Raw genomic sequence first — 25,294 nt, forward strand, 5'->3', positions numbered from 1 at the left:
TTTCCTTATCAGCGAAAATGGCTTGCGCGGTAAACATGGAGTATCTTCATGGCCACTTTATTCCAATCATAGTGCTCCAGCGCCTTTCTTCTTGCGTTCTCTCCAATTTTCTTTAAGTCTTGTTCTAACAACTGGCAAATCGCTCTCACTAATCCGTCAACATCCCCCGGTTCAAATAATAGGCCTACATCAGGTGTAATAACTTCAGGTATTCCTCCCTCCCTTGAAGCCACACATGGCGTGCCTGAAGCCAATGCTTCGAGTAAAACTACACCCAAACCCTCAGATCGCGAAGGTAAAACAAAGATTTTGGCTCTTCTCATCCGTTTTGCAACTTCCTCACGGCTCAATGGGCCAAGAAACTCAACCTTTCTCTCCAATCCAAGGGTATGTACGAGAGTCTCTAACTCATGCCGGTAAGTTCCCTCTCCTGCAATTACAAGTCTATAATCCCATTTTGCCTCTAAATTGGCAAAAGCACGTATTAAGATGTCCACGCCCTTTAGGTAGGTAAGAGATCCCACATACAGAATCTCATTTTCCCTAAAATCACTTTCAGGGGGATGAAAGAACGAAACATCCACCCCATCGGGGATAACATAAATTTTCTCGCCGGGCAGATTCATCCTTTTCATATGATTTGCTAAGGCATCGCTAACCGCAATGATGTTCCTTGTTTTCGGACTAGAGAGAACAATTCTGGTCATTTCTCGGATTAATTTCGATTTTGTGGCCTGAAAAACATCACTACCATGAACGGTTACAACAAAAGGTTTACGATGCCACCAATAAGTGAGCCATGTTATCATGCCCGAGAGTGTCCAGTTAGCATGAACAATATCGGCATCGGCAGCATATCGCATAACAGCTAAAGCATGGGTAACCAAGAAGGGAATAATGGCTAATCTAGTCCATGGGTTTGTTCGCCACGCCTGAGGCAATCCGGCACTTTCTCTAGCCAAGATCTCCCATGGCTCAGGCAAGTAGCGAGGGCGAATTACCTCAATACCATCCATCCACTCATGTGTACTTGCTCCAGGGGTGTGCATGGCGATTACTCTCACATCCCACCCTTGCCCCTTGATTGCCTTGGCGGCTTCAAACACAAAATTCCCTCTGCCATCTCCAAGCCATCGAGGAAAGGCTGTTGTAACAATCAGAACCTTCACAACAACTCTCCTTAAGACATTCCCCTCACTTCTCGGCCAGGAGGCCGAAGGCGCGGGGGGCAGGGGTAAGGCGCTGGAAGCCGGCCTGGCGCAGGCGTTCGCGCACCCGCGCCGTGACCGCACGGCCGCTCTTGCTCTCCGGATCACCGATGTAGTGAAACATCCGCCCGCGCGGACGCAGCACCCGCATCACCTCGCGGTAAAACTCCAGCGTGTAAAGTTCGCCCGCCAGCGCAAAGGTGGGCGGGTCGTGAATCACGCACGAGAACACTCCACTCGCCAGCGCCGGCAGTAACTCAGCGCCATCGCCGATCAGCACCTGAATGCGCGGGTCGGTAAACAGCGGCTGCGACCAGGGGTTTTGACGCGCCAGCGCCACCACCGCCGGGTCCAGTTCAATCGTCAGCACACGCTCGGCCGTGCGCGCCGCCGCAATGGCCGTGTAGCCCAGCCCCATGCACGTATCCAGCACCCACCCGCGCGGGTTCGCCACGCGCACCTTGCTCAGCGTATCCTGCCAGGGATCCGTGCCCTTGATGCGGTGCATCGGGATGCCCGAAATAAGCAGGGTGGGTGCCGTGGGCGTGGGGTAAAGGCTGTAAGCCCGCCCGGTACGGGATGAGAACGCCTGAATGCGCACCAGGTCCTTCCCCTCCAGGCGGTAGCACCCGCTCAAATCCTCCGCCACCCGTGCCACCGCCGCCCAGTCCAGGTGCTCGCCGGTGGGCAGTTCCACCCCCTCCGCGCCCAAACGCACCTCTGCCTCGGTACGCCCCAGGTCCAGCGAGGTGCGTAGAACCGCCACTTGCCCGCGCGCCGCCAGCCACGCCGCCGCCTGATAGTGCGAGAGAACCACCGAACCGCTCATGCTTACGGCGCCACCGTGATCAGCCAGGAATTGAGGGCCACCGTCCCCGGAATGCGCGTGTCGCTCTCCTGCCGCAGGGTCAGGCGCACCTCGGTCGGCCCGCTCACCGTGTACGGCACATAGGCCTCAAAGGGCACATGACTCAAATCGCCGTAGGGCATGCCGGGGGTCACCTCGGCGGAGCCCACCACCTGCCCATCCGGCGCGATCAATTCGATCAGGACCGGCTTACCGGTCAGGGGACGCACCACCCCACGCACCACCAGCACACCGCCGCGCACCGTCTCGCCCTCGCGCGGCGAACGCACCAGGAAAGGCTCCACATCCACGCGCACCGGCTCCAACACGTTGCGCCCCAGTTGCTGCAGCACCACCTCGCTTGAGCACAAGTAGATCGTGCGTCCGAAGCGGTCCAGCGTGTAGATCACCAACCGTGCCACCTCTGCCGGCGTCGCGATCTCAAAGGGAATCTCCGGGGCAATGTAGAAGCGCCGATCGCGGTAGGCACGAAAATCCAACGCCTGGCGCACCAGGTAGCGCCCGTCCTCTCCAATCAGGTCCACGTAGACATACCCATCCTCGCCGGGGCTGATGAGCGCTTCCACCTGAATGGGCGAGACCAGTTTCGAATAGGGACCCGGGCGGTTAATGCGCATCGCCGGTGGGGGTGGCGTAGGGGTCGGGGTGATGGTCGGCGTGCGCGTCACATAACGCCAGCGCGTGGGCGAAGGGCGCCAGCCCGGCGGGTAAGTGGGGCTGGGGGTGAACGTGGGCTCGGGGGTGTCAGTAGGTGGCAGTGGAGTCGCCGTGAGGCTGGGGGTAGCGCTGGGCAGCGCGGCAAAGGGCAGGGTCACCGCCGTCTCCGGCCCGGCGGTTGTTGTCTCCCCCGCCATGGGGGTTGCGGGGGGCGAAGAGGGCGTAGGCAGCAAGCCAGAAGATGGAGAAACTGCCTGGCAGGCCAGCAGGCCCCCCAGGCCCCAGCCCAGCAGCAATGCCCATACCCCATGATGCCGTTTGAGCATGTCCGTCGTCCCTCTTTTTACGCTCCCGATCCCCGCAGGGCCGGCATCACCTCTTGGGCAAATCGGCGCAGGGCGCGTTCGCGCTCGGCCTGGGTCTCCGCCTGGAAGGTGATCACCACACCCGTCGCACCGGCTTCCCGGAAGGCGCGCAGTTGCCCGATGATTGCCTCTGCATCGCCACCTAGGTAGCCCTCTGCCGCCGGCGGCTGATCGAACATCAGGCGCGTGCGCACCACCACATCAAACGGACGACCTCCCAACAGAGGACGCACCTGCTCCAGCGCCGTAGCCAACGCCTGCGGTGAGAGCGCATTGGGGTGCCAGCCATCTCCCAACAGCACAGCGCGGCGCAGCGCGCGCGGCGAATCGCCAGCCACCCACAAGCGCGGCCCCCCGCTTTGCACCGGCGGGGGCGAGAAAACCACCTGCTCAAAGCGATAAAACGGCCCCTGGTAAGAAATCACCCGTCCACCCCGCCACAGAGTGCGCAGCACCTTGATGGCATCGTCCATGCGTGTGCCGCGGTTGTGAAACTCATACCCCAGATTAGCATACTCGCCCGCCGACCAGCCCACCGCCACGGCCAGGTTCACCCGCCCCCCCGAGAGCACATCCAACGTGGCAATTTGCTTAGCCACCTCCAGGGGATTGCGCTGAGGCAACACCAGGGCCGAAACTCCCAGCCCAATGCGGCGGGTACTGCCCGCAAGGTAGGCCAGCGTGGTAATCGCCTCAAAAATGTGCCCAAAACGCTCGGCATCGGCCTTGGGCAGAGCCAGGTGATCGGGCACCCATACGTGATCAAAACCCAGTCCTTCGGCGGCCAGAGCCGTATCCAGGATGCTCAGGCGCGTGGCTTGCGCGCCGTAAGAGGGTAAAGCCACCCCAAATTCCACGCCCTACCTCCTTGCCCCAAAGATTCACGACCATGCCGTATCTGGCTCGATTATAGCACGGCCTCACCCCCCTCTGCATCACCCCCTGATGCGGTTCTCTCAAAGCCATTCCCCCTGCGATTATGATGATATAATGAGATCAACTTCACAGGTGCGGAGGGTGAACCCCGGCATTCCTCTTGCACCGCACTGCGCTACATCCACACTGCTTGACCTCCCACCACACCACCCCGCAGGTTTGACGCTAACCCGGTGAGCTCCTGGCATTTTTCTCCGCTTTCCCTCTTCCTCCTGCTCGCAACAGGCGCAGCACTACTATTAGGGTGGCTGGCCTGGTCGCGGCGCCCCGCCCGGGGTGCCGCCGCCCTGAGTGCCCTCTTTATGGGGCTGGCGCTGTGGATGGGTCTCTACAGCCTAGAACTGGCCAGCCCGTCGGAGTCCCTCGCCGTTGCCCTGAACCACCTGGGCTTCATCGGTGTCGGCGTGGTCCCCGCAGGGTGGTTGCTTTTTGCACTGGCCTACACCGAACGCCTGCCCCGCCGCCCGGGGCGCCTGCTGGCGGCCCTGGCCATCGAACCTTTGCTGGTCCAACTGGCCCTGTGGACAAATGCTTCGCACCATGCTTTTTACATCCGCCTGGAATGGACGCTGTGGAACGGCCTGCCCATCCTCCAGCGCGCCTACGGCCCCCTGTTTTGGCTGCACACAGTCTATTCTTACGGGTTGCTCTTGGTCGGCACGGTTTGGCTCCTTTTCACCCTCATTCACCACTCCGCCTTCTACCGCGCCCAAGCCCCCTTCTTCCTGATCGCCATCGGCCTGCCCTGGCTGGTCAACCTCCTGCGCCTCAGTAATCTTCTGCTTCCCGTCTTACCCCTCGACCCAACCCCCATTGCCCTGCTCTTCTGCGGTGCCATCTTGCTCTTTGGACTTTACCGCACCTCTCCAAGCGCCCTCACCCCCCTGGCGCGCGAGAAGGTGATCGAGGTCATGGATGAGGGCTTGCTGGTGCTGGACTCCACCGGACGCATCCTGGATCTCAACCCTGCCGCCTGCCGCATGCTCCAAGTAGAAGCCCAAGCGGTCGTTGGGCAGTCGGTTGGCGAGGCGCTGCACCCCTGGCCGCAATTGGTCATGTGGATGCAATCCGTCTCCTCAGAATCCGCCAGTCTGGAGATTCAACCCCGTCCGGGCTGCTGGGCCGAAATCCACCACATCCCCATTCGCACCCCGGGTGGACACCGGGTTGGGGCGCTACTGCGCCTGCACAACATCACCCAACGCAAGGCAATCGAACAGGCCTTGCAGGAGAGCGAAGCGCGCTACCGCCGCTTGATCGAAGCCTCTCCTGAGACCATCTTCCTGCTCAATCCCGAGGGATGCTTCACCTGGGTCAACCGTCAAGCCGTGCATCTTTTCAGCGTGGGAGACGAGCAGGCACTCCTGGGCCGCCACTGGTCCGAATTTGCCGCGCCAGAAGAGGCCCCCTACCTGACAGCCGTCCTTGATGCCGTCACCCGGGAAGGAGATGTCAAAAATCTGGAATACACCGGTCAAGATGCCGAGGGGCGGCGCTTTTTTGCGCAGGCTACCCTCACGGCTTTGCGCTTTGGCCGTAACGGCGAAGAACGCCTGGAAATTCTGGGGCTGGTGCGCGACATCACCGCGTTTAAAACAGCGCAAGAGGAACTGGCATTCGTAGCGCAGGAGGAGCGCCGCCAGCGCGAACTGGCCCAGGCCCTGCGCCAGGCTGCGCTCACCGTCACCGCCAGCCTGGACTTCAGCGAGGTCCTCGACCGGCTTTTGGAACAGGTCGCCCAGGTCATCCCCTACGATTCGGGGAGTGTCATCCTCTTTCGCGAAGACGGCAAAGCCTACGTGGCGAACATGCGCGGCTACGAGCAGTTCGGCCCGGAGGTCGCCCAGGCAGTGCGCAATTTCGTCTTCAACCTGGAATGGGGGCAAAACTTCGTCTGGATGAGCCTGAACAAACAACCCCTGATCATTCCCGACGCAAGCCGTGACCCCAATTGGATTGTACTGAAGGAGACCAGCTACATCCGCTCGTGGGTGGGAGCACCCATCATCGCCCATGGCGAGGTGATCGGCTTTTTCTCGCTGGAAAAAACCCAGCCCGACTTTTACCGGCCCGAACACGCTGAGATGCTGATGATCTTCGCCAGCCACGCCGGGATTGCGTTGCAGAACGCACGCCTGTTTGCCGAAGCCCAGCGCCGCGCGTTGGAAGCCGAAACCCTGCGCGAGGCCACGGCAGCCGTCACAGCCGCCCTTGATCTGGACCAAGTACTGGATCTGATCATTGCCAATCTGCGCCGGGTCATCCCTTACGACAGTTGCGCCGTCTTCCTGCTGGAAAAGGGTTACGTCCGCCTGGTTCGCGGCTCGGGCTTCGCCCATCCTGAAAAGTTAATCGGCCACCGCTTCCCGGCCGGCAACCCCCTGGTGGAAGAAGCCTTCCGCACCGGTCGGCCAGTGGTGCTCTACGATGCTCAACAAGACCCGCGCTTTCAACGCTGGGGTGAGGTAGAAAAGATCCGCGGCTGGATCGGGTTGCCCATGCTGGCGCACGGTCAGCCCATTGGCTACCTGACCATAGATAGTTACACCCCCGGCGCCTACACCGAGGAGCACGCCCGCCTGGCTCAGGCGTTTGCCAACCAGGCAGCCATTGCCCTCGAAAACGCGCGCCTCTTCGAGCAGGTGCAGCAAGCCGCCACCACCGATGCCCTGACCGGGCTGGCCAACCGGCGCCACTTCTTCGACCTGGCCCAGCGCGAATTTGCCCGCGCTCGCCGCTACGGCTCCACCCTCTCCCTCTTCATCCTAGATGTGGATAATCTCAAAGAGGTTAACGACAGCGGAGGACACCTGATGGGCGACCGTCTGCTCCAGATGGTGGGACAGAAAATGCGCCAGCAGTTGCGCCAGCCCGATATTGCTGCGCGCTACGGCGGGGATGAATTCATCGTCCTGCTACCCGAAACGCCTCTGGATAAAGCCATCCGGGTGGCCGAACGCCTGCGCCAGAGCCTGGCTGAGGAAATAATCCGCAACGGCGAACAGGCCTTCCCCATTGCCACGAGCATCGGTGTGGCCGAGATGGATGCCACCTGTCTTTCCCTGGATGATCTGATTGAACGGGCTGACCGCGCCCTGTACTGGGCCAAAACCCAGGGCAAGGGACGCATAGCCCTCTGGCTGAACGGCGCCCCCGCCCTGCCCCCCTGGATCAGAACCCACGGGGCTGCCACCTAATCCAGGGGAATTTCCGCCACTGAGTTGAAAATCCGGTGGGGGCGGTAAGGGAACTTCTCCACATCTTCTAACCGCGTCACACCGCTCAGCACCAGAATGGTCTGCAGGCCGGTTTGGGTGCCGGCCAGAATATCCGTGTCCATGCGGTCGCCGATCATAACCGTATCTTCCGAATGCACCCCCAGGTAATTCAACGCCGAGCGCATCATGAAGGGATTGGGCTTACCAATAAAGAATGGAGAACGCCTGGTAGCGCGCTCGATCAGCGCCGCCATTGCCCCGCAGGCCGGCACAATGCCGCCCTCCCCCGGCCCGGTGGGATCGGGATTGGTAGCAATAAAGCGCGCCCCAGCCAGTACCAGGCGCACTGCTTTGGTAATGTGTTCTAAGTGGTAAGAATGGGTTTCCCCCAAAATGACGTAATCGGGATCAATATCCGTCTGAATATAGCCCACTTCATGCAGAGCAACTTGTAGACCGCTTTCCCCAATCACAAAGGCTTTGCCCTGAGGCTTCTGCGAAGCCACAAAGCGGGCGGTGGCCATCGCAGAAGTAAAAATCTGGTCTTTGGTGATTTCCAAACCTAGGTGCTGCAGGCGATGGGCCAGATCTGCCGGGGTGTACATGGAATTATTGGTCAGGACCAAAAACGGGAGACCTTTTTTGCGCAGGCGCGCAATAAATTGATCTGCACCGGGAATCATGGCTGATCCACTGATGAGCACACCATCCATATCAATCAAAAATGCCTTAGCGGTTGGCATAATGTCCCTCCCAAAACAAGAATGTAATAAAGCCAGATATAAAAATTATAGCCGAAAGTCCGTTCTTCACCTTTCCCCTCAAAGTAGCAGGTACAAGCCCCTCATACCACCAACTGAAAGGCAGATGTAAACTCCACAGCAGTTGAAAGCGCCTATACTGCTAATGGGTCATTGATCTGGCGGAGAGCGCATGCGAATTTCGCACCGGCATTCTCAATCCCTGGAAACATATTGGCTTGCCCTGGTGGGAGGGCTAATGCTCCTGGGGCTGGCCCTGTTCTGGGCATTCCCGCCTTGGCGCTTTGAACCGCCCACCCGGATTCTCCCGCTCGCCCTACGGGCCGATTTACGGGCAGATTACAGCGCCGAACGGCGGGTGGCGGCCGTGCCCGCCGTCTCGCTCAGCCTGATCCGCCAGGCCATCCAGGATCGCCAGTCTGATGGTTCACCGGAGGCCGCACTGCGCCTACTGGAGACCCCGATTCCCACCCCTACCCCCACCGGACCTAACCGCCTGGTCACACCTACATCCCCCATCACCCCACCTGCCCAGGTCCCCGCCCGCTCCTCGCCCACTCCAACTCTGACGAACACCCCCACGGCCACCCCAACGCTGGTGCTCACGACCACGCCCACCGCCTCAGCCACCTCGGAGGATCGCCCAACCCACACCCCTAAACCCACCCATACCCCTAAAGCAACGATTACCCAAACCCCAGCGCCCACCCAGACACCACTGCCAACGGCCACTGCCGCTCCGCCCACCCCCACGACACGCCCACCCACCGCCACCCAACCCGCTTACCCCCCTCCGGCCACACCCACACCGCCTTCCCCCGGGCCAACTTCGCCCCCTTACCCTGCCCCCTGACCCCCGCTCACGTGCGGCGGCAAAGCAACACGCCCCGATCCAGCGGCAGTACCAGCGCGTCCACCCGCGGATCAGCCAGGGCATGCTCCACAAAAGGACGGAGTACCTCGCGATGGCTGATCACATTATCGGCAATCAGCCAACCCCCACGCACCATTCGCGGGACCACCGCCTCGTAACACGCCCGATAAATCTCCTTTTCCGCATCCAGAAAACAGAACGCGATCTCCTCCAGGTGAGGGAGATACGCCAGCGCATCCCCCTCAACCAGGCTCACGACCTCCTCCACCCCGCTGACCCGAAAGGTCTCGCGAGCCAGAAGCACCTTCTCCGGCGCCACCTCAAACGTGATCACCCGTTGCCGGGTCACCTCGGCGGCCAGCGCAATCCACAGCGTGGAATACCCCCCGCCGGTACCAATTTCGACCCAGGTGCCTGCCGGTGCTGACGCAGCCATTAGCGCCAGCAGGCGCCCGGTCTGCGGAGCCACCTGGCGCAGGCGCTGAGATGCGGGCAAACCAGCCGCGCGTTCGCGGGCATCCCGCGCTTCCAATTCCTGCATTCGAGCCAGCATTTCGGGGCGAATAGCATAAAACACGACCAATCACCTCCAGTTAGGCTTCATTTTAGCCCACCCTGCGCAAACTCGCAAACTCTATCGTCCTCCCCCGCTCACCCGCAGGGGCGGGGGTATAATCGAGGCGATTATCGCCTTTTCATCCCATCCCGTTCTCCTCGAGGCTTGCAATGCGCATTCTTCGTCAAGGTTGGCTTTTCATCGGCTTACTTCTGCTGGCAGCGTGTCAGGCCGCTCCCATGGCAGACCCCGTCGCAGCCCCAACTGCCACCTTCACCCCCTTTCTTCCCCTCCCCTCGGCCTCACCCAGCCCCTCACCGCGCCCGGCGCTCACCCTCTGGCTGGATCCGGCTCTCCCCGCTGCCCTGCGTGCCCAGGTCAGCCTTCCGCCGGCGTGGGAATTTGCTTCCCATCCCGAATCGGCCACCCTGCGCCTGATGCTAGCGCAAAGCGAAGCGCCACTGGGGTATTGGGTCTATGCGTTGGTAGGACGTTTCCCCACCCTGCGCGATGCCCTCAGCGCCGCCGAATTACGTCAGTTATGGCAGGGAGATGCCAACGAGGGTGGCCCCCTGTGGATGGATGAAGACACATTGAACACTCTGAGCGCTGCCTGGGGAGCCCCTGCACCCAAAGCCGTGCAGGTGGTCAACCCCGAGCAGTTAACGGAAACGCTGTGGGCCCACCCCGAAGCCCTGGGCATTGTGCCCTTTGAGCGTCTGGAGCCGCGCCTTAAGGTGTTGGCCGTAGAAGAGCAGTCCCCCATCCACAAAGATTTTGACCCGGCCCGCTACCCCCTGGCCGTGCCCTACGCCTTGCTGGGGGAAGCGGAGGCTCAGACCGCCTTCCGGCAAGCGGCTCAACACGCCGACCTGACTGCCCCCATCCCCACCGGCAACCGCGACCCCAACTGCCTGACCGCGGTGGCTGTAACCGGGGTGACCGCCATTGTACGCGCCACCGCCTGGACGCTGGACCTGCGCGGTACCGATTACGCCATCGAAGAAATTGCTCCCTGGCTGCGCGAAGCCGACATCACCCACATCAACAACGAAGTGGCTTTTCGTGAAGACTGTCCCCATACCAACGACGGCCTGAACGCTCAAGGGGTGATCGTTTTCCCCTGCAGTCACAGCCGCTACCTGGCTGTTCTGGACGCCCTGGGGACGGATGTCGTAGAAATGACCGGGGATCACTTCATTGATGCCCGCCCCGAGGACGTCCTCTACACCCTGGAGCAGTACCACCAGCGCGGCTGGCAGACCTACGGCGGCGGCGCTACCCTGGAAGAGGGTCGCCAACCCGCCCTGTTCGAACACAACGGCAACCGCATTGCTTTCATTGGATGCAACGCCAAAGGTCCCGGCTACGCCCAGGCCTCTGCTACCCAACCCGGCGCCGTCTTGTGCGATTTTGACCGCCTGACCGCCGATATCGCCGCCCTGCGCGCACAAGGTTACCTGCCCATCGTCACCTTCTCCCACATCGAATACGAAACCTTCACCGCCAATCCCCTGGCCGTGCAGGATTTCCAGCGCGTTGCTCAGGCCGGGGCGGTTATCGTCTCGGGCAGCCAGGGACATTTGCCCCAGGCCATGGAGTTTTACGGCGGCTCTTTCTTGCATTACGGTCTGGGCAACCTGCTTTTCGACCAATGGAGCCTGGGAGCGCCCTTCGACCAGGCTTTCATTGATCGGCACATCTTTTACGCCGGACACTACGTGAGCACCGAACTGCTGACCCTGCGCTTTGTGGATTTTGCCCGCTCGCGCCCGATGACCCCCGCAGAGCGCCGTGATCTGCTTCAAACCGTGTTCAGCGCCAGCGGCTGGTGACGAGGGTCACCCTCTCTATTCTCCCACTTCCTTGCGCAGAATGTCTGCAGTCAGGTTCATCAGGCGAATCACCTCACGCAGGACGGCCTCTTTCTGCTCCACCTGCAGGCGCAGATGGCGGACCTCTTGTTCCAGGGCCTGTAAGCGCCGTGCTTGCTCACAATGCTCCCGCCAGTAGGTAAGGCCTATCCCGCGCCACAGGACCGGTTCGTCAGCCGCCGTGGGCAGGGCATCCAGATCCAGCGCCCAACCCTCGCGCCGACCCAAATCGGCCAGGTCCGCGCGCAGTTCGTCCCAATCGGCGGGGGCCGAGAAACGCATTTGCGGGAAGATCAAACGCAGGCGCTCTATCAGATCATCTACCGTGGTATCCTGCCAATCTGCGTAACGCGCCATTAAACGGTGGAGAAAGAAATAAGTGCCCTCCATGCCGAGCAAGGCCGTTTTCAGCATGGCCGATGACGCCAGGCTGATGTAAGCCCGGGGCGGGCTTCCCGCGGCCTCGGGGGTTATTTGCCCCAGCAGTAACAACGCCTCCCAGGGCCGATCAGCCCCGGCAAAGTTGTTCCCGACCTCGCTGAGGCGCGGATTGACCCAGGCCGGATGATTCTTGATCGCCAGGCGTACCGGCCGGAAGGCCGCGCACACGGCCCCATCCAGCCAGGCATCCACTTCCGGCGGGAGCACCTCCAGCAGTGGAAAGTACTGGCGAAAGAGAACGGCCTCAGCCTTCAGCGCCATCGCCGGCGAAAGATTGAAGAGGCGCCGAAACCGCTCTGCCAGTCCGGCCTCGGTACGGCAGGCAGCCACAAAGGCCCCCAGATCTATCTTGCGCACCGGGCAGCCGGGGGGTTCAAGCAAAAGCGCAGGTTCCAGCAACCAGATTTCGCTAACCGCCTCGAAGGCGAAATCCCGTGCCAGGAAGGCACCATCGTGCTTCCGGGCCACCCAATCGGCAAAACGGCGCCGTGGACTGTAGGTGAGCAGCCCCTCATCGGTCAGGATGACCGGCACGCCCACCGCATGCCCGCGCGCCATTAGCGTGTTGAAATGCGGAAACCCCCAAGTGAAAGTGTGCAGAACGTCGGCACGCCCGAGATGCTCGGCGAAGAGCGCTTCGTAAGCCTCCGCAGGCGCCGCAGACTCAATCAGGATGACCTCATCCCACACCCCCAATGCACGGGCGCGCTCCAGGTAGGGCCGGGTGCGTGGCGTGTCATAAAGCAAAAGGGTCTTTGGGCGCCCGGCATAAGCGGTCGTGGATAGTATCAGCGTCATCAAAAGGTGATATTCGGTACCGCAGGCAAAAAGGACGGAGCGCATCAGGAACCTCCCGCACATGAGTTGCCTTAACTCTAACCCAAAGGCAGCCAGATGGCAATCATCCCCGCCGGAAGATCGTCTCCTTTTTCAAAGGGGCATTTGCATCCTGGCGACCCTTGTTCTACAATTAGGGCAAATGCAACCGATGGCAATTAGGGAATCAACGCTCGTTACTCCTCCTTCCTGGCTGAAACCCCGCGAATGGACAGGTGGTGGGGCAATTTTGCTGCTTTTGCACCTAGCCTGGCTGATTTGGGGACGCGAGGATGCCTGGGAGCGCCTGTGGTTGGCCAGCCTGGTCACGCTCATCCCTACCTTGTTGGTGATTTGGCTGGTCTGGCAGGACGCCCCTAACCGACCGGCGGCCTGGCGCTGGCTGGCCCTGGGGCTGGCCATACGCCTGGCAGGGGATGGAGGACGCTGGGTCCTGGCGATTTTGCACCCTGCGCCCACCTTTCTCATCCCAACCCTCGGGGTCTGCTACGCACTGGCAGCCCTGCTCACGGCCTGGGGATTATGGCAATACACCCACCCGCTCCGTGCAACCACCTCGCGCATGCGCCTGGGGGTAGATCTCTTTCTCACCTCCGCCGCCGTGCTCACCCTGCTCTGGCTGCTGGTCCTGCGCCCCGGCTTGAATGCCACCCGCGGTCAGGCCTCCTTTCCGCTGTGGATGGGCTTGCAGATGGCCTGGCTGCCCGTGCTGATCGCGCTCAACCGCTTTTTGATCGCTGAGGTGGATCATTTCCCCTCGGCCCTGGGAGGGTGGGGGCTGGGCTGGCTGATCCTGGTCCTGAGCGATCAGGCATTTTTCAGCCTGTGGAGTCAGGATGCCTACCTCCTGGGCAGCCCCCTGGATGTGGGTTGGAACCTGGGGGCGGTCATCCTGGGAGCGGCGGCCTTGCTTGCCGGACCACCCATCTCTCCGGTACGCTCCCTTTCGCGCTGGCAGCGCGGGTGGCGCTACGCTAGCACCCGTCTGCAGAACCTGCTGCCTTTGCTCTTCACGCTGATCCTCGGTTGGATTGTGCTGATCGGGTACCAAATCCAGGGGCATGTGGACCTGCTCGGCGTGTGGGTAATGCTCTGGCTCACGGTGGGACTGATCGCTCGTCAGGGTCTGCTGATCGGTGAAACCGAGTTTCGCCAGTATGCAGGGCTGGTTTACAGCATTGCCGAGCCGGCTTTCATCTGCGACCGCCGCGGCGCACTTCGGCTGGTCAACCCTGCCTTCTGCCAGGCCGCCGGGGTGGAGCACGAACAAGACCTGCTGGGTTCACCCCTTTTGGAGTGGTTTGCCCCTGCTGAAAACCTGGCCGCCTGGGTCCGTACGACCCTGGATAAAGATACCGACACCGAGAAGACCTGGGCGGGAGAAACGTACCTGCTGGCTCGCGATGGGCGCCGCATCCCGGTGTTCCTCTCCCTGCGGCGCATTCTTCCTACCGAACGTGAACGCCTGGTGTTGGCAGGCACCGCACACGATCTAACCCTGCAGAAAACCCAGCAGGCGGCATTGCAGGCGGCGCTGGAGCAGATTGAAGCCGACCGCGCCCAATTAGAACGTCTCAACGCCGACCTGGAGCGCCGGGTGGCCGAGAAAACCGCCGACCTCAGCGCGGCTTATGCCCGCCTGGAAGCGCAAAACCGGGCCTTACGTGAACTGGATCGCCTCAAATCCGAGTTTGTTTCCCTGGTCTCCCACGAACTGCGCGCCCCCCTCACCAACATCAAGGGTGGGCTGGAACTGGTGCTCAGCAAACCTGCCCGCCTGCCCTCTGCCACCCGCGAACACCTTCTGCTGGTGCAAGCCGAGATTGAGCGTCTGGGTCGCTTCGTGGAGACCATCCTGGATCTTTCGGCTCTCGAGGCCGGACGGCTCCCGCTCTATCCTGCCCCCCTCGACCTGGAAGGCGTGGTGCATCGCCTGCAACGTCAAATGGCGCATCACCCGCAGGTAAAGCGCCTGGTCTGGCAGATTGCCCCGAATCTGCCCCCGGTGCTGGCCGACGAGCAGGCCCTTAGCAGCATCCTCTTCCACCTGATTGACAACGCGCTGAAATACGCCCCGCAGGGGGAAGTGCGGGTCGAGGCCCGGGTGCAGGAAGGTCAGTTGCACCTGCAGGTACTGGACGAAGGCCCCGGCCTCCCTGAAGAGGCCCTCCCACTGCTTTTCCAACCCTTCTACCGCGCCAGCGCCAACGATGCACAAGAGACCTACGGGCACGGCCTGGGGCTCTACATCGTGCGCCGCCTGGTCGAGGCCATGGGCGGTCAGGTGCAGGCCAGCAACCGCCCCCAGGGAGGCGCTTGTTTTCAGTGTACCCTCCCGCTGGCCGAGATCGAACCCCTCCCCGGGGAGCCCATCCCACTGGAGGACACCGAGCATGAAGCCTAAACTCCTGGTGGTGGATGACGATCCAACGCTGCTGCGCTTTTTGCGCGATTATCTGCAAGATGAAGGCTACACCGTCTTCACCGCAACGGGTGGGGCAGAGGCGCTGCGCGTGGCCTACCGCGAACACCCCCACCTGGTGCTACTGGATGTAATGATGCCCGGCATGGATGGCTGGCAGGTGACCACCCGCCTGCGCGAACTTTCGGACGTACCGATCATCCTGTTGACTGCCAAAAACACCGAAGCCGATAAATTGCGCGGCTTCCGCCTCGGGGTGGACGACTACATTACCAAGCCGTTCAGTTTCGCTGAATTAAAAGCGCGCATTCAGGCGGTGCTCAACCGCGCCCGGCGCACCCAGACCCCCGAAACCCAACGCCTGCGCCTGGGCGAATTGGAGATTGACTTTGACCGGCACGAAGTCCGAAGGCAGCAGCAGATCATCCCCCTCACGCCTACCGAGTTCCGCCTCCTGGAAGTCCTGGTGCGGGCTCAGGGGCGTGTGGTCGCCGAGGAGGAACTTCTGCGCGAGATCTGGGGCACCAACCGTACCGAAGATACGGCGCTGATTCGCCGTTACATCTGGCTGCTGCGCAAAAAAATTGAACCCAAGCCGGCAACCCCGCGCTACATCTTGACCGTGCGCGGCTACGGCTACCGCCTGGGAGAAGGAGAAACGACCTGACCCCCCATGCTGACCTACTACTGCCCCCATTGCTGGCACACGCTCGATGCCGGGGTCACGGTTTGCCCCGTCTGCGGCTACGACCTGACCGAATTTGAGCGCCTGCCGTATTCGCAGAAACTGATCCACGCCCTTCATCACCCCATCCCCGAGCGGCGCGTCATTGCTGCCCAGGTGCTGGGAGACCTGGGCGCGCGCGAAGCCCTGCCCGCCTTCGAAGCCCTTCTGGACGAGTTGCAGGGCGAGGCCTACGATTATTACCTGCTACGCGCGGTGTTGGAAGCCATCGCTCGCATCCCCGATCCGCGCCGCGTGACCCTGCTCCGCCGCGCCACGCACCACCCGGCCGACCTGATCGCGCGCCTGGCGCACGACCTGCTGGCCCGGATCGAGGCTTCAGAACGGCTCGATACGCCGCACCAGGCGCTCGGGGGAATAACCGGTGAAGAAAACCAGCACACGTAGCCAGGCCACGCGCTCTTCTTCGGTCATGGCCTCCTCGCGGTAGGCCCAGTTCTGCTTGCGGATGTATTCGCGCATGCGCGCGGCGAGCACATCCAGGCGGCTGAGCGTCTCCTCACGCAGGAAGCGCGTCGCTTCGGGGTACCGCTGAGCATACTGGTGCAGTGCCTGGCGCAGGTGGGGCAGGCACAACCCGTCCGCCTGGTGGTAAAGCGGGCGTGCGTGTTCTGCGTGCAGGGTCAGGTCTTCCAGCAGGGTAATGAGGGCGTTGGCCTGCACCTCTTCCACAATCCGACACAAGGGACAGGTCGGCGCTGGGGGAGGTGCGGCAGGGCGTCGCCGCAGGCGTTCCAGCCACCCCCACATCCCTTTGGGGGCAGGCTGCAGGCTGCCCCCTTTCTGCAGATCACGCATGGCTTGCCGGGCCAGCGATTCGTAAATCATATTCACGCCCAGCAAAACCCCACTGCTCTCCATCTCGGTAGCCACCAGCAGACGCGTATGCTCCGGGCAGAAGCCGTAAGCCTCTTGCAGAGGGCGACGCGATTCGGGGTCGTTGACATTCTCCCACAGAAAGGAATCCACGCTACGTCGCGCCGCCTCATCGCCCAGGCGGCAGATGGGACAGCCCGGCTTTTTCAGTGCCTCCTCCAAATGTACCAGGGTCAGAGCAAAAGGCATACTTGCCTCCCTTTCCAGGCGCGCAGTACTGCCTGCGGCAGCGCTCTTCCGACCGGGGGCGCTCCGCCCACCCCGCTCAGCCATTGTCTTTCACGCATGTCCCCCTCCATTGTCACCTAAAGCGTCAGCGGATGAGGATGCCGCCAGGGGCGCCGTCTCCCCTTCCCCCAACAGCCGGCTCAAACGCAGCGCATAGGCCGCCATGCGTTCAAGCGCTGCCCCCGCTTCTGCAACGACCTGCGCGCTCACCTCGCCGTATCCCTGCAGGCGCGCCGGATGGGCATCCACCAGTTCCGCCCAGCACACGCTAAACTGCCCGCTCAGCAGACGATTGATGCTCTCCTCGCGGGGCGCCAGCCCCAATTGCTCGCTCACCGCCGCCAGTTCTCGCAGGGCCGTCTGCAGCAATTGACGCACCTCCACCTCGCGTTCGGGAGAAAGGTGCAGTTGACTGCGATAGAGATAACCGCGCTCGGTCCGCTCACGCAACCAGCGCTCTGTCTGGCGCAGAGTCACCTCAAAAGTGTGCAAACTGGCCCACAAGAAATTTCGTTGTGCCGTATTTAACCCTTCCATACCCAACCTCTTATAACACAAAAGCCCCTGTCCGTGGAAACGACAGAGGCTATCAGCCCTGATGGGCGGTTTGGGTCTCCGGTGAGCCTCATCACCGCAAGCTGCTGGGGCGGGCCTGTACCCTGCTCCGGCTCTGGCTCGATTATACCCTCATTTGTCGTAAGGTTGTAGCCGGGCGCGTTAGTCCACACAAAATGTTACCGAGGCCGACGATGTCCGAAACCGATCCGATGTATGTGAACGAACGACGCAAATATCTCCAAAAAATGTGGGGACGCTACCGAAAAGCCGACGAAAGCGAAAAAAAACACGCTTGCCAGACGAGATCACCTACTTCTCTCGCGCAGCCGCCCTTACCACAAGAACGACAACCGTTTTGTCGAGGAAAACAACCCCTCCCTGCTCCGTGCCTATCTCGGTCACGGCCGCTTTGACACCCTGGCGCACTTACAGGTTCTCCGCCCGCTGTATGATCAACTGTGGCTCCATCACAACCTCTTCCAACCGGTGATGCGCTTACACTCCAAAGACGCCGTCGCTCCTTTACGCTACCGGCGTCAATTCGATCCTACTCAACCACCGCTTGATCGCCTAATCGAACTGCAGTGCCTGGATGACGCGGCCCGCCACCGGCTGGAGAAGTTACGGCAAACCACTAACCCGCTGATCCTGAGCGCTCAAATCAATGACCTCATCGGTCAATGGATGTCCTTGCCAACCCTCAAGAATCCCCAAACCGTAAATGGGTTTGATACCTTGATCAAGGAGGCGGACTTATCCCTACGGTAACATTTTCTTTTGAACCAACGATCTACTTTCGGTAACATTAATCTTTTGACTTAACAGGCCGGGTTATAATGGAAACATATCGAAAAGCCGTCCATTAACCTGAACCTGGGGGTCGCATGGCAGAAGTTATTGGCTACTTACGCGAAGATGCCACCTACGGCGAAAAAGAGACGCTCAAATGGCTGCGCAACAGCCTGCCCAAAGAATATATCGTCTTTGTCGAACCGCCCATCCGCAAAAAGCGCGAGATCCGCTACCCCGATTTCATCCTCTTGACCAATTACGGTTATGTGGTGTTCGAGGTCAAGGATTGGGTAAGCCTTGTGAAGGCCACGGCGCATGAGGCCGTCATCCGCGCCAGTGATGGCAAAGAGCGTTACGAGCGCAATCCGGTGACCCAGGCACGTGAGTACGCCCTGGCCCTGCACCAGTGCATCAGCGAGACGGCCGGCGCAGCGGGGTCCCCCAACATTCCTTATTCTTGGGTTGCCGTGCTGATCAACCTCCCCGCCTCCACCCTCTTGCGCTGCCGCCAGGCCTGGGGCGAAGATTTTATTCTGGGGCGGGAGGATTTGAAAAACCCCGACATCCTGCTCAATCGCCTGAAAAACCTGTTCCCCGCCGAGCGCCTGCGCCCGCTGACCCGCGAGGAGATTGACCTTGTGCGCAGGGTGGTTGACCCCGTGGTGGAATTTGAAACCCCCGATCGCGGCACGATTATCCTGGACGAGCAGCAGGAACGCATTGTCACCGAAGCGCCACGCGAGGTACCAACCCGACCCCGGCCTGAGCCCACCGAGCGGGCCGTCCAGACGTCCTTCCTGACGCCTACAGAGCCTGCCGAGGAGCTCCCCGCCGAAGGGCGCCGCCTCAGCCAGAATTTTGCCATTCGCCTGGTGCGCGGTTATGCCGGCAGCGGCAAAACCCTGGTGTTGATTCAGCGTGCCCGCTACCTGCGCGCCATGCACCCCGACTGGAAAATTGCCGTCCTAACTTTTAACAAACCCCTGCAAGAGCGCCTGCAAAGCGAACTGCGAGGGCAACAAATTGATGTGTACACCTTCCACAGCCTGTGCTACCGCCTGCTCGGTTACCCCAGTGAGCCGAAAGATGAGTGGCTCGAAAAATGGCTGGAAGCCCAACGCACCCAAAACCCGGCGATCCTTAAACTGGGTGAGGGTTTTCTGCGCACCGAGATCAACTGGCTGCGCGATATGGGCATCACCCGCCTGGAAGACTACCTGAGCATTGAGCGCCACGGCGTGGGTGCTACACAGCGCTTGCTCCAGGATCAGCGCCGCGAGGTCTTTGAAATCTACCGGGCTTACCGCGCGTACCTGCGCCAGCAGGGGCAACTGGATTTCGGGGAAATGGCCCTGCAGTTGCTGGAAGGCCTGGAAAACGGCAGTTTCAACGATCCTCCGCGCTATCATGCCCTCCTGGTGGACGAGGCGCAAGACTGGGCCCCCGCCTGGGTGCGCCTGATCACCCACCTGCTCGATCCCGAGGAGGGCTCACTATTCCTCACCGACGACCCCTCGCAAAGCATCTACCGATATTTCTCCTGGAAGGAGAAGGGGATCCACGTCGTCGGGCGCACGCGTTGGTTGCGCATCCCCTACCGCAACACCTGGGAGATTTACCAGGCGGCGTACCAGTTGATTGCCGACGTGCCCGAGATCCAACAGCAACTGACCGAGCAAGGCGAAGCAGTGCTGCCCGAGGTCTCCGCCGCTCAGATGCGCCACGGGCCGCGCCCGCTCCTGCGCCAATTTTCCAATTCCAGGGCCGAGATGGACTTCTTGCGCGAGCAAATCGAAGTATTGCGGCACGAAGGCCTGCGCGATGAGCAAATAGCGGTGCTGGTGCGCAACCGCCATGATGTTGATCCCGTCAGGAAGGCATTGCGCAATTTCAACGGGCTGGTGGATACCTTGCATCGCCTCAAGGGGTTGGAGATGGAAGCCGTCTTCATCCCCTACTTGGATAAAACCTTCCCCAAAGGGGAAGATGATCCGGCAGAGCGGCGCCTGATCTACATGGGGATGACGCGAGCGCGCACGCGGCTTTACCTGAGCGGCAGTGGGCGCCTGCCCCGCATCTACGAGCGCCTGAGCCAGGCCGGCTGGCTGGAGGCCATCTGACCCTCGCTCCCACCCATCCTAACCTCGATAGCGCCGGGCACGGGCGGCCTCGCGCACCGCGTTGAGGTTGAGGATTTCAGCCACCTCATAGCGCGGGGGAACGGTATTGAGCGGGCGCAGGCGGATGATTGGCGGAAAGTAGCCCATGCGTCCGTGCAGTTCGGCCAGGAGCAAGGCGGTGATGAAATTAAGGGAGGGGGGATTGACCAGGATGGAAGCCGTCTGCCAGGTTTCGGCATCCAGCGGGATCTGCGCCATCAGCGCCTCCAACTGGGGCAAGAAGGGCTGGGCGTTGTCAAAATGCACCCCCACCGTGATCACCTGGTCAACCGGTTCTCCCGTCAGGGCTTCAATTTGGGCACGCTGCTCAGCGGTCAGAGGATGGGCAAAGTTAAGGATAATCATAGTTATGGAAAGAAAGCCTCCGTATAAGTCAGGGAATGCTCAGCAGGCGTTTGAATTCCCGTACCACGTTGTTCAAGTCATACCCAGGGATGAGGGCGATTTCGTCGAGCTGAGCGCGACGGACGATGCCGGGGCGGGGGGTGGCATCGCGGTAGATTAGTGCCTTACGTGCGTAAATGCCGGCCACTTCGCGCCTCGAAAGGGCGCTGAGTTCATAAAGGTGTGTGGGTAGAATTTTACCCGTTTTGCACGAGCCGACCACCAGCATTCCGTTGTAGGTGGCCACAATGTCAAGTTCATTATCCACAAATTGACCGCGGGCATCCCCTTTGCGGATGTACACATTACGCTGCACATCATCAAAGCACTGGCTCTCGTACAACGCCTCAAAGACATCTTTCTCCAGCGCATGCCCCGGCGTGGGCTGGGGGGAGCGCGCGGCGCCCTGCGCCTCAATGGGCTTCCCCAGGCTCACCTCAAGCCCATGCGCCCGCAGGTAGATCTCCACCCCCACCCGCACGCGAATGGGCTCACGGCGGGTTTCCTCGCCCTCCGCGGTGTAGTGAATGATCTGCCGGAGTTCGGTGCTGACATAAAACCAGGGCACCTCCAGCATCTGCGCTGCCCGGAGCGCGGCCAGGCTCATTATCTTGGTACCTCCAGTGAGATTGAGGCAAACCGCTCGGCCGGCCTGCCGGGATTGCTCCAGAGCCCCGGCAAGCACCTGGCGGGTCTTGACCAGGTCATACGCCTCCACCTCCAGGGGTGGCAGCACGCGTATCCCCTTTAACGCCGGGTCATGCCGAATGACCACCTGCAACGCCTCGGCCTGAGGCCGGGTGCGCGCCGAGACAACAAACCCCACCTCCGAATACATCTGGGGCGCCTGCCACAGCGGGATCAGGTTGGGGATGGGCTGTTCACCGAGGAGGGTGTAGAGACGCATGCGGAGGACGCCTCCGAAGGAAACGAAATCAACCGCCAATTCTCGAGAAGGGTTTGCAAGCCTTTTATAATCTTCTCAGCCTTGGGTTTGATTTTTTGCAATTTCATGGATTCAACCTGATGTTGGGCATGGTTCAACTGATTACGCACCTGGCTAATTTCGTCGTATAACTCCGCGATGTTTTCCCATTCCTCCGGCCACTCATCGTAGATTCGACGACCGTACCGGTTCAGATCGTCTGGGGACGAAACCCGGTTAGTCGAGGCTTCCTCCGGATCACTATGGGCTTGAGCCTCTTTCTTTCCCGCCTTATGTCTTGCAATCCGTAACTGGGATAACCCAGAGAGAGCACGCTCCATAGTTTGGCGCTTGTCTTTTTCCAGATCGATGCGCTGTTCTAACCGATAGTTAACCACATCGATGAGAAATTCACGCGTCAACGTCAGCGCCTGGATTAACTGCCCATGATCATGGTACCAGCAAATAAGTTGCCATTCTCGCTCCAAAAACTCCCCGTAGTTATTCAGGGGGTTTTTCAGGCCAAAAGCCTCGAACGTCTCTAATATTCGTTCGCTCAACACACTAAAGGGTTGTGAGGTGATCTTAAAGGACTGTGCCGCCGCCTCAAGATTTGGACGTAACTCCGCCGCTTTTTCCATTAAAGTGATGGGCTGGCATAGAAAGGCTGCTTCGGAGATTTGTTCCAGTGTTTCAGCCGCCTTTCTTTGTTTGAGCAAATTGGCTAATCGGCTGGCATTCCCGGTTTGCACGAATTGGTCAGCGGCGTTAATCCATCTCAGCATCGTAGCAAAACTTGAAAGATCAACCACGGGGGCACGCTTTCGCTTTGTTTCTTCACTTATGACCCCAATCTCTAAAGCCCCATAGAGAATCGCCCGGATCTGGACCTGCTTGGCCGATTGCAGATAGGCTGCGAAAAGGAAAACCAAAAATGGGATGGAACGCAGCCCATGGGTAATATCAAAGGTCACCTCTTCAGATTCCGGCACGTGCCGAATAACCGCATCAAAAATCTCCCACATTTCGGCTTCGGTCTTGCCTGTGGGGATGGGCACCTCTTGAATTCGCGAATCCCCGTATTTTTGAAGAAGGGGAAAGGTTTTCTCTTTCGCCTCTGGGGTTGTCAGCACCAACATGCGATCAAACTTAAGGCACTGCACCAGCGCCTCGGCAAACACCTTGCCCGTATAGGTTTTTCCCTGGTACTCGTAGTCCACTTCCTGGGGGTTAACCCCTAGAAATGTAATCACCGTGTGCCCCATAAAAAGCGCCTCCCTTCTACTTGATCGCCTCCATCTCCACCAATACCCAACCCAAGGGCAACCAACCCAAGGGCAAAGCAGGGCGCTCACCTATGGTATTTCCATTTGCATCTTTCTGGGACTGCATGATCACACGACGGCTCTTGGGAAACGGATCTCCCGGCTTGCGTCGGCCGATTGCCAGTTTGTACTTCCGGATCACCTCTTCCATAAAACTAGCGGGGTTGCTCAGGCGTGTACCAAGCGTCTTACCCTCCCAACCGGTGCCCCAGCCCATTTGCATCAAAAAAGCATTTTCCGGCGGTTGACTTCTTTCCAACCGTTCGTAAAACTGGTGCACATGGAGCGCCTTAGGCTCCTTTTCAAACCAGGCTTTTTCTTCAAACCAGGCTTTTTCCCGCCGAATGCGTTCCTGACTGTGCTGGCGCACCACCCGGACCAGGTCTTGCAACCATTGCCCCCCCACCAGGTTCAGATTATGACGGCGCGCCCACTCCGAAAACAGGGCCCGGTCTATTTTCAGGGTGGTCTCAAAGGTCGTATCCGCACGAACTGCCTCTACCTCAATAGGAGACCCCAAACTGCCATCGCGATTGAGTACACGCACATTGATCAACTGCAAATGCTCATTGACAGGCAAGGGGTATGAATCGGCCACGATTAACGCCCGCAGTAAATCGTGGTTGGGATCCTGGCCCAAAAGGATGCGCTCGTAATTCTGCGCAGCGAAACGGGAATCGTCCTTCATCCGCCTCAGATCGGGTTGGAGGTTACGCTGCCCCCAGGCATACCAGAGCAACGCCGTACGCAGCGCCCCCTTAAGCGACGTGCCAGGTAGGTAGAGACGGTCGAAAGGATCTTTGAGCTGTTCGCGCACAATTGCCCCTTCCGCTGGCGAACGCGGCACTCCACGAATCACATAACGGAAGAATCGTGACTGGGGGGTAAAATCGCTCTCTTTGAGCAGGTGCGCGGGTGGGGTTTGAGCCAGCATATTAGCCGCCTGGGGATCATCCAGGGGCTGGGCTTCCAGGACCACCGCTTCGTTCAGTCGCCAGGTGCGCCCCTTGTAGAGTGCATAGTCATACTCGTGCATTAATTCCCGCCCGCTGCCAATGTGCAAAGGGGTGAGCAACGAGATTTTAAGGCGGTAGAGCTCATAACTGGTCATGCACACCTCCTAGTGGTCAGGACCCTGCGGCCAGGCGGTTGCCACCGCCAGCCCATAACGATAGACCGGGTGACGGAAAGTCACACCATTGTATTCCGGGCGCACGTCGGGCACATTTCCGATCAGCCCACCTTCTTTCCATCCCACCAAACTCCCTTCGTTCACCAGCCAGAGGCGCTTGCGACGCTGGGCTTTCTCATCGGGGCTATGCAACCAACCCCCCACTGCCACCAATGTGTAGGCGGTGCCCTCTTTCTGCAATGCTGCCGCCACTTCATCCTCTCGAGGGTGGTAGCGGCTGAGCAGAAGCGCCCGCCGATCGGGTTGAGGTTCGGGCAGGTCAATCTCCTCCGATGCTTTCAGCGAAAACGCGCCATAACCACTGCTGCGCTCTCCACCCACACCCTGTGCCTCCAGGGCCTTTAAGATTTGTGCCAAGACCGCATGGTAGGTGAGGCCAGGAGCGACTTCCTGCTCTGGATACCGCCATGCCACCCCGAACCACAGCCCACATTCCTGGGCAAAAACCACTCGGGCAGAGTGATAAATCACGGCGCCCTGCGACACACGATCTACCGTGACACGCGGCACCCTTTGCTCCCGCCAAACGTTTACATGGCGCAACGCGCGCAAAGGACGATCTTGATGCAGGGCCTTAGGTAGTAGACCGACCTCCTCCTTCAACAGCCATAGGGCACCCCCCTGCAGAGCCACACCCCGCTCGGGCTCGGCCTCTTCATCGGCAGGAAAGAGATAGGCATCCAGAGGCTCCCCCGCCTGGGCTTTGCGCATCAGTCCTTCGGAAAAGTAGCGGATGCGTTTAAGCATTTTGCCATAGGCAACATCCCGACGCCTTTGGGATGAGAAAACCACACCCCAATCTACCGGGAAGGGGTAAAAACGCACCCTACCAGCGTATGGAAAAGCCGAGGTGAGCAAGAAAGGCGGTTGCGGGGGGTCGCTAACAAACGGGTGGACCAAAGCGGTCGCATCGCCACCCAGGTGCCGCCAGGCACTCACCATGGCAGCAAAAAGGGTATCCGCGGGCAGGTAGGGGAGAGTTTCTTGAAGACTTTCTGCTCCCTGGCCCACATGCAACCCACTTTTAAAATCAAGAAAATACGCCGTAAAGCGCGGCATGTTACCCTCCCTG

General features: G+C 60.3%; 22 protein-coding genes and 1 riboswitch. Of the genes, 8 read left to right on the forward strand and 14 right to left on the reverse strand.

Translation table 11 applies throughout. The features are described 5' to 3' along the window. Positions 1-8 precede the first annotated feature (8 nt). From SE15_RS06875 to SE15_RS06890, 4 genes are read right to left on the reverse strand one after another with little or no spacing between them, the layout of a single operon-like run. On the reverse strand, positions 9-1,169 hold the full coding sequence (locus SE15_RS06875; RefSeq protein WP_054521385.1) for a glycosyltransferase: 1,161 nt from the start codon (positions 1,167-1,169) through the stop codon (positions 9-11). Positions 1,170-1,194: 25 nt separating this feature from the next. Further along, a complete protein-coding gene (locus tag SE15_RS06880; protein ID WP_054521386.1) occupies positions 1,195-2,037 on the reverse strand; it encodes a class I SAM-dependent methyltransferase in 843 nt (280 codons plus the stop codon). Between the two features lie 2 nt (positions 2,038-2,039). Next, a complete protein-coding gene (locus tag SE15_RS06885; protein WP_054521387.1) occupies positions 2,040-3,059 on the reverse strand; it encodes a hypothetical protein in 1,020 nt (339 codons plus the stop codon). A 17-nt stretch (positions 3,060-3,076) separates the two neighbouring features. Continuing rightward, on the reverse strand, positions 3,077-3,955 hold the full coding sequence (locus tag SE15_RS06890; RefSeq protein ID WP_054521388.1) for a TIGR03619 family F420-dependent LLM class oxidoreductase: 879 nt from the start codon (positions 3,953-3,955) through the stop codon (positions 3,077-3,079). Positions 3,956-4,207: 252 nt separating this feature from the next. On the opposite strand from SE15_RS06890, the gene SE15_RS06895 reads away from it, so the two are divergent. After that, the gene (locus tag SE15_RS06895) at positions 4,208-7,231 is read left to right on the forward strand and encodes a diguanylate cyclase (protein WP_083461780.1); all 3,024 of its coding nucleotides are present in this window, start codon (positions 4,208-4,210) and stop codon (positions 7,229-7,231) included. Here the strand turns inward: SE15_RS06895 and SE15_RS06900 are convergent. After that, positions 7,228-7,995 carry an HAD-IIA family hydrolase gene (locus SE15_RS06900; protein WP_054521390.1) on the reverse strand — a complete coding sequence of 256 codons (768 nt, stop codon included), beginning with the start codon at positions 7,993-7,995 and terminating at the stop codon, positions 7,228-7,230. The genes SE15_RS06895 and SE15_RS06900 overlap by 4 nt on opposite strands. 190 nt (positions 7,996-8,185) lie before the next feature. Between SE15_RS06900 and SE15_RS06905 the strand changes: the two genes are divergently transcribed. Then, a complete protein-coding gene (locus tag SE15_RS06905; protein ID WP_054521391.1) occupies positions 8,186-8,866 on the forward strand; it encodes a hypothetical protein in 681 nt (226 codons plus the stop codon). A 7-nt stretch (positions 8,867-8,873) separates the two neighbouring features. Here the strand turns inward: SE15_RS06905 and SE15_RS06910 are convergent, their stop codons facing one another. Beyond that, complete coding sequence (locus SE15_RS06910; protein WP_054521392.1) at positions 8,874-9,464, reverse strand: O-methyltransferase; 591 nt, start codon at positions 9,462-9,464, stop codon at positions 8,874-8,876. Between the two features lie 149 nt (positions 9,465-9,613). Here SE15_RS06910 and SE15_RS06915 point away from each other — a divergent pair, with 149 nt between their 5' ends. Further along, complete coding sequence (locus SE15_RS06915; protein ID WP_054521393.1) at positions 9,614-11,278, forward strand: CapA family protein; 1,665 nt, start codon at positions 9,614-9,616, stop codon at positions 11,276-11,278. Positions 11,279-11,293: 15 nt separating this feature from the next. Here SE15_RS06915 and SE15_RS06920 read toward each other — a convergent pair whose 3' ends face one another. Continuing rightward, positions 11,294-12,601, reverse strand: coding sequence for a hypothetical protein (locus tag SE15_RS06920; protein WP_054521394.1), 1,308 nt, complete (start codon positions 12,599-12,601; stop codon positions 11,294-11,296). A 145-nt stretch (positions 12,602-12,746) separates the two neighbouring features. Here SE15_RS06920 and SE15_RS06925 point away from each other — a divergent pair, with 145 nt between their 5' ends. From SE15_RS06925 to SE15_RS06935, 3 genes are read left to right on the forward strand one after another with little or no spacing between them, the layout of a single operon-like run. Then, the gene (locus tag SE15_RS06925; RefSeq protein ID WP_160316682.1) at positions 12,747-14,999 is read left to right on the forward strand and encodes a sensor histidine kinase; all 2,253 of its coding nucleotides are present in this window, start codon (positions 12,747-12,749) and stop codon (positions 14,997-14,999) included. After that, positions 14,989-15,684 (forward strand): response regulator transcription factor, encoded by a 696-nt coding sequence (locus SE15_RS06930; RefSeq protein ID WP_054521396.1) that lies wholly within the window; start codon positions 14,989-14,991, stop codon positions 15,682-15,684. Before SE15_RS06925 ends, SE15_RS06930 begins: the two co-directional genes overlap by 11 nt. Before the next feature lie 6 nt (positions 15,685-15,690). Then, complete coding sequence (locus SE15_RS06935; RefSeq protein ID WP_054521397.1) at positions 15,691-16,149, forward strand: HEAT repeat domain-containing protein; 459 nt, start codon at positions 15,691-15,693, stop codon at positions 16,147-16,149. Here SE15_RS06935 and SE15_RS06940 read toward each other — a convergent pair. Both SE15_RS06940 and SE15_RS06945 read right to left on the reverse strand, forming a co-directional pair. Then, on the reverse strand, positions 16,081-16,827 hold the full coding sequence (locus SE15_RS06940; protein ID WP_054521398.1) for a DUF6062 family protein: 747 nt from the start codon (positions 16,825-16,827) through the stop codon (positions 16,081-16,083). The two genes, SE15_RS06935 and SE15_RS06940, sit on opposite strands and share 69 nt — an antisense overlap. Positions 16,828-16,917: 90 nt before the next feature. Then, the gene (locus SE15_RS06945) at positions 16,918-17,403 is read right to left on the reverse strand and encodes a hypothetical protein (protein ID WP_054521399.1); all 486 of its coding nucleotides are present in this window, start codon (positions 17,401-17,403) and stop codon (positions 16,918-16,920) included. A 36-nt stretch (positions 17,404-17,439) separates the two neighbouring features. Then, positions 17,440-17,508, reverse strand: a riboswitch (Fluoride riboswitch). A 405-nt stretch (positions 17,509-17,913) separates the two neighbouring features. Between SE15_RS06945 and SE15_RS06950 the strand changes: the two genes are divergently transcribed. Then, on the forward strand, positions 17,914-18,192 hold the full coding sequence (locus SE15_RS06950; protein WP_054521400.1) for a hypothetical protein: 279 nt from the start codon (positions 17,914-17,916) through the stop codon (positions 18,190-18,192). A gap of 116 nt (positions 18,193-18,308) precedes the next feature. After that, a complete protein-coding gene (locus tag SE15_RS06955; protein ID WP_054521401.1) occupies positions 18,309-20,336 on the forward strand; it encodes a nuclease-related domain-containing DEAD/DEAH box helicase in 2,028 nt (675 codons plus the stop codon). Between the two features lie 18 nt (positions 20,337-20,354). On the opposite strand, the gene csx15 is transcribed toward SE15_RS06955, so the two are convergent. From csx15 to csm4, 5 genes are read right to left on the reverse strand one after another with little or no spacing between them, the layout of a single operon-like run. Next, positions 20,355-20,741 carry a CRISPR-associated protein Csx15 gene (gene csx15, locus SE15_RS06960; protein WP_054521402.1) on the reverse strand — a complete coding sequence of 129 codons (387 nt, stop codon included), beginning with the start codon at positions 20,739-20,741 and terminating at the stop codon, positions 20,355-20,357. 28 nt (positions 20,742-20,769) lie between these two features. Next, positions 20,770-21,687 carry a Card1-like endonuclease domain-containing protein gene (locus SE15_RS06965; protein WP_054521403.1) on the reverse strand — a complete coding sequence of 306 codons (918 nt, stop codon included), beginning with the start codon at positions 21,685-21,687 and terminating at the stop codon, positions 20,770-20,772. Continuing rightward, positions 21,642-22,970 (reverse strand): TIGR02221 family CRISPR-associated protein, encoded by a 1,329-nt coding sequence (gene csx2 / locus SE15_RS06970; RefSeq protein ID WP_054521404.1) that lies wholly within the window; start codon positions 22,968-22,970, stop codon positions 21,642-21,644. Before csx2 ends, SE15_RS06965 begins: the two co-directional genes overlap by 46 nt. A 16-nt stretch (positions 22,971-22,986) precedes the next feature. After that, positions 22,987-24,141, reverse strand: a complete 1,155-nt coding sequence (gene csm5, locus SE15_RS06975) for a type III-A CRISPR-associated RAMP protein Csm5 (RefSeq protein ID WP_054521405.1) — start codon at positions 24,139-24,141, stop codon at positions 22,987-22,989. A gap of 9 nt (positions 24,142-24,150) precedes the next feature. Continuing rightward, positions 24,151-25,281, reverse strand: coding sequence for a type III-A CRISPR-associated RAMP protein Csm4 (gene csm4, locus SE15_RS06980; RefSeq protein ID WP_054521406.1), 1,131 nt, complete (start codon positions 25,279-25,281; stop codon positions 24,151-24,153). Positions 25,282-25,294 lie beyond the last annotated feature (13 nt).

Source organism: Thermanaerothrix daxensis (genome assembly GCF_001306145.1).
GTDB classification, from domain to species: domain Bacteria; phylum Chloroflexota; class Anaerolineae; order Anaerolineales; family Anaerolineaceae; genus Thermanaerothrix; species Thermanaerothrix daxensis.